The following is a 4,501-nucleotide window of genomic DNA, read 5'->3' as shown; positions in this document are numbered from 1 at the left end:
CCTTCAGCATTGAAGGAATACACCGGTAATAGCTCTTTGCGTTGCGAGGCGGGGCGAATATCGCCGATCAGATTGTCCAGTACCAGCGGTTGTGCGGTGGGGCTGGAGTAGTAGGTCAACACCATGTGCGCCTGGTTGTAGTTCAGCGCTTTTACGTAGGTGATGCGCAGCTTTTCACTGGGAATGCCCAGGCGCCGCAGGGTGAAGTATTTGGCGATGGAATAGTCCTCGCAGTCGCCGGCCCCTTTGATCAGCGCTTCCAGCGGCGTGGCCCAATAGTCCTCCTGATGCCAGTTGCGCTGGTCATCAACAAAGCGCAGTTGGCGGTTGAAGAACTTGTTTACGCTAATGAGTTTTTCGTTTTCCGGCAGGTCGCCGCTGACATTGATCAGGTCGCTCCAGGCGACGATACGTTCTTTCGCCTCACCGAGATTGCCATAGCGGCTCTCGGCGGTTTTCAGGATCACGGCGAAGTCCCAATTGGCATAGACACTGGCCACGCCCAAGAGCAGAGCCAGCAACAAAGACAGACCGACACGTGCCAAGGGCAGGCGTCTGGATCGTCCTTGATTGGGCTGCCAAAGGGGCATGTCGCGTCTCCGCCGAAGATGGAGTGATTCTAGGCAGTTGAGGGGGAATTTGCTTTAACGACAGCGGGAATATTCTGGTGTGCCGGTGATCCCGTAGGGTGCGCTGTGCGCACCATGGCGTTATTGCATAAATCGCTCGGTGCGCACGGCACACCCTACGGATCGCAGGGGTTAAGGCTTACGCAAGGTCTTCTGCCGCAGGATATAAATCGTCACGCATACCGCACTGGTCAACATAAACGTGCGCGCCCAAAACATCGGCACCAGGTAGCAGGAAAAGCTGATGCTCAGCCACATCAGGCCAATGGCGTAGACCTTGCCCTTAAGCGGAATGCCGTTGCCTTCCAAGTAGTCACGAATCCATGGGCCAAGTTTCGGATGGTTCACCAGCCAGTTGTAAAAACGCTCGGAACTGCGTGCGAAACAACCCGCAGCCAGCAACAGAAATGGCGTAGTCGGCAGTACCGGTAGAAAAATCCCGACCACGCCCAACACCACACTTAGCCAACCAATGGTCAGCAGCGCGTAGCGAATGGCGGGGTTACGGTTTTCGTGGACTTGGCGCGTCATCCACAGCCCTTATTTTGGGATAAAGACTCAGTGGTGACGGGGCTTGAGCAGCGCCGGTTTTTCGTCTGGGGCCTGGCAGAGCAGGAAGAGGGCGGTGAGGGCTTCGGGAATTTGCTCGACCATGTCGTCCATCAGGTCGCGGTCTTTGGCGATATCGGCGAATTCGGCTTCTTCGTCAAACAGGCCGGAGCCCACCATGATTGGCAGCAGCAGCTCGCTGACTTCTTCTTCGGCGGTTTCAAACCAGGCCGCTTCGCGCATAAACACGCCTTCCATAAAGCCGATGCACCAGCCGCGAATATCGGAATCGTCCGGCTCTTCGCCCAGATCCAGGTCGCACGGCAGTTCAAGGTCATCGTCGGCAGCGAGCATGCGGCCGATGTGGGCCTTGAGTTGAACCAGCGTGGCTTCGATTTCGTCGCGCTCGGCGTCGTCACGGTAGTGCGGGGCTTCGGAGAACAGCGCATCAATCCATTCGCGCTCAGCTACCTCAACGGTGCAGATCGACAAGGCGGTCAGAAAACCGTGAGCGGCCACATAGTCCAGGGCTTCTTCATGCAACTCATCGGCGTCGAGAAAGGCTTGCAGGCGGGTCAATTGCGCGGCGAAGGACATTACGGCACTACCTAATAGGACTGAATGCGCAGGATTTTAGCCTGTATAGCTGGCTGGCGCGGCGCCGATGGCCAGTTTTTTTTCGCCGTAGAGCGGCGCCCGCAGGATTTTTCATCTGCTAATCACCGATAGGCGTCGTCCATTGCCTGGGGGTGCTGACGTATACTGCGGCGCTTTTGTGCTTGCACCTTCTGCAACAGCTTGGGGTTTTTATGCTCGAACCGGCTCTGCGCATCCTTAAAGACGTCTTTGGCTACGACAGCTTTCGCGGGCGTCAGGGTGCGATTATTGAGCGCGTGGCCAGTGGCGGCGATGCCCTGGTTCTGATGCCCACCGGCGGCGGTAAGTCGCTGTGTTTTCAAGTGCCAGCCTTGCTGCGTCCGGGTTTGGCCGTGGTGGTTTCGCCGTTGATTGCCTTGATGGAAGATCAGGTCGCCACCCTCGACGAACTGGGTGTGGCCGCCGTAGCGCTGAACTCCACCCTGAGCGCCGCCGAGCAACGGCAAATCGCCGACCGCATCCGCCGCAATGAAATCAAGCTGCTCTACGTGGCTCCCGAGCGCCTGGTGCAGCCGCGCATGCTGGAGTTTCTCCAGGACTTGGATATCGCCCTGTTTGCCATCGACGAAGCGCACTGCGTATCGCAATGGGGCCACGACTTCCGCCCGGAATACCTGCAACTGGGCCAGCTTGCCGAACTCTTCCCCCATGTGCCGCGCATTGCCCTGACCGCCACAGCGGACATGCGTACCCGCGAAGAAATCGTTACCCGCCTGCACCTGCAAAACGCCGAACGTTTTCTTTCCAGCTTTGACCGGCCGAATATTTTCTATCGCATCGTGCCCAAAGAGCAGCCGCGCAAGCAGTTGCTGGCCTTTCTTAAAGAGCGCAAGGGCGATGCCGGTATCGTGTACTGCCTGTCGCGCAAAAAGGTTGAAGAGGTTGCCGCGTTTCTCAGTGCCGAAGGCTTTCCGGCGTTGCCGTACCACGCCGGGTTGCCATACGAAACACGCGGGGCTAACCAGAAGCGCTTCCTCAACGAGGAAGGCTTGATCATGGTGGCGACCATTGCCTTTGGTATGGGCATCGATAAGTCCAACGTGCGCTTTGTCGCCCACTTGGACCTGCCGAAATCCCTGGAAGCCTATTACCAGGAAACCGGTCGCGCCGGCCGTGACGGTTTGCCGGCCAATGCCTGGATGGCCTACGGCCTGCAAGACGTGATCACACTAAAACAGATGCTGCAGAGCTCCGAAGGCGACGAGCGCCATAAACGCCTGGAGCAGCACAAGCTGGACGCCATGCTGGCCCTGTGTGAGCAGATTGGCTGCCGGCGCCAGGCGTTGTTGCGCTACTTCGACGAAGAGCTGCCGGCGCCTTGTGGGCACTGCGATAACTGCGTCGACAACGTGCAAACCTGGGACGCCACCGAGCCGGCACGCCAGGCCTTGTCGGCGATATTCCGCAGCGGTCAGCGTTATGGCGTTGGTCATCTGGTGGACGTATTGCTGGGCAAAGAAAACGAAAAAGTGCGCAGCAGCGGTCATCAGCACCTGAGCGTATTCGGCATGGGCAAGGCCCTTAGCGAAGGCGAGTGGCGCTCACTGTTCCGCCAACTGGTGGCGCGTGGTTTGGCTGATGTCGACCTGGAAGGCTATGGCGGCCTACGCCTGACCGAAAGCTGCCGGCCCTTGCTGCGCGGCGAAGTGTCCCTGGAACTGCGTCGCGACCTGAAACCGCAGCTGGCGGCGAAAAGCGCCTCTTCTGGCGGCAGCTCAGCCAGCCAACTGGTGCGTGCCGACGAGCGCGAACAATGGGAAGCCTTGCGCGCCCTGCGGCGCAAACTGGCGGAAGAACATGCGGTGCCGCCGTACGTTATTTTCCCCGACTCCACACTGCTGGAAATGCTCCGCAGCCAGCCTGGCTCCATGGCGGAAATGGCCGAGGTCAGCGGCGTTGGTGCGCGCAAACTGGAACGCTATGGCAAAGCCTTCCTCGAAGTGCTCAGCGGTGCGGCGGAAATTGCCCCGGTGGTGGTCGATGTACGCCACGAACTGGTCAGCCTCGCCCGCGCCGGCATGACCCCGCAACAAATCGCCGGCCAGCTCAAATGCACCGAGAAAAACGTCTACTCACTGCTTGCTGAAGCCATTACCCGTCAGCAGATATCCCTGGAACAGGCGTTGGACCTGCCGGCCGAACTGCTCGGTGAAATTCAGGACGCCTTTCTTGACGCCGACGGCGAGTTGCCCGCCGTGGCTGCTATTGCCGAACAGTTCGCCGGCCGCGTGCCAGAGGGGGTGCTGTATTGCGTGAGGGCGGCGTTGCAGGCGGAATTCGAAGTCTGAGAAACCGCATTTTTAGAGCGCACTGGGCGTGTTTAGGGCGTTGTGGCCGTGATTGCGCGCCCACAAAGCGCTTTTGCCGGGCTGCGCAAAGCCTGGCGTATCGTTAAACTCCCTGCCTTGAGACTCAAGGTAGTGCCCATGCCAAACCGTTTTTTCGCCACCGTAGTGCTGTTGCTTCTTTCAACGCTGGTTGGCGCCGAATCCATTTCTTATACCCGCGATGTACAACCCATCCTCACCGAGAAGTGCGTGGCCTGCCATGCCTGCTACGACGCGCCGTGCCAGTTAAACCTGGGCAGCGCCGAAGGGGTTTCCCGTGGGGCAAGCAAAACGCCGGTGTATGACGGTGCGCGTACCGCGGCGGTGGATACCAGCCGT

General features: G+C 59.2%; 4 protein-coding genes and 1 pseudogene. 2 read left to right on the top strand and 3 right to left on the bottom strand.

Translation table 11 applies throughout. The features are described 5' to 3' along the window. The 3 genes from AAAB16_RS21910 to AAAB16_RS21900 form a co-directional block, all read right to left on the bottom strand. Nucleotides 1–590: transglutaminase-like cysteine peptidase (locus AAAB16_RS21910; RefSeq protein ID WP_340665242.1), on the bottom strand; the 590-nt coding region annotated here is incomplete at its 3' end. Between the two features lie 171 nt (nt 591–761). Further along, entirely contained in the window at nt 762–1,160 is a 399-nt protein-coding gene (locus tag AAAB16_RS21905) for a YbaN family protein (RefSeq protein WP_340665241.1), read from the bottom strand. A 27-nt stretch (nt 1,161–1,187) separates the two neighbouring features. Further along, nucleotides 1,188–1,775, bottom strand: coding sequence for a YecA family protein (locus AAAB16_RS21900; RefSeq protein ID WP_340665240.1), 588 nt, complete (start codon nt 1,773–1,775; stop codon nt 1,188–1,190). A 212-nt stretch (nt 1,776–1,987) separates the two neighbouring features. Here AAAB16_RS21900 and recQ point away from each other — a divergent pair, with 212 nt between their 5' ends. Together recQ and AAAB16_RS21890 are read left to right on the top strand one after the other, a co-directional pair. Further along, nucleotides 1,988–4,123, top strand: a complete 2,136-nt coding sequence (recQ, locus tag AAAB16_RS21895) for a DNA helicase RecQ (protein WP_340665239.1) — start codon at nt 1,988–1,990, stop codon at nt 4,121–4,123. A gap of 138 nt (nt 4,124–4,261) precedes the next feature. After that, a pseudogene (locus AAAB16_RS21890) lies at nt 4,262–4,501 on the top strand (peptidylprolyl isomerase); the annotation flags it as partial.

It is taken from the genome of Pseudomonas sp. (assembly GCF_037994325.1).
Classification (GTDB): Bacteria; Pseudomonadota; Gammaproteobacteria; order Pseudomonadales; family Pseudomonadaceae; genus Aquipseudomonas.
The sequence above is the reverse complement of the archived record's forward strand: the minus strand, read 5'-3'. Positions and strand labels throughout refer to the sequence as shown.

Excerpts from the sequence above, each read along its gene's own strand:
- AAAB16_RS21905 (WP_340665241.1), bottom strand. The coding sequence starts at position 1,160 with ATGACGCGCCAAGTCCACGAAAACCGTAACCCCGCCATTCGCTACGCG.
- AAAB16_RS21900 (WP_340665240.1), bottom strand. The coding sequence starts at position 1,775 with ATGTCCTTCGCCGCGCAATTGACCCGCCTGCAAGCCTTTCTCGACGCC.
- recQ (WP_340665239.1), top strand. The coding sequence starts at position 1,988 with ATGCTCGAACCGGCTCTGCGCATCCTTAAAGACGTCTTTGGCTACGAC.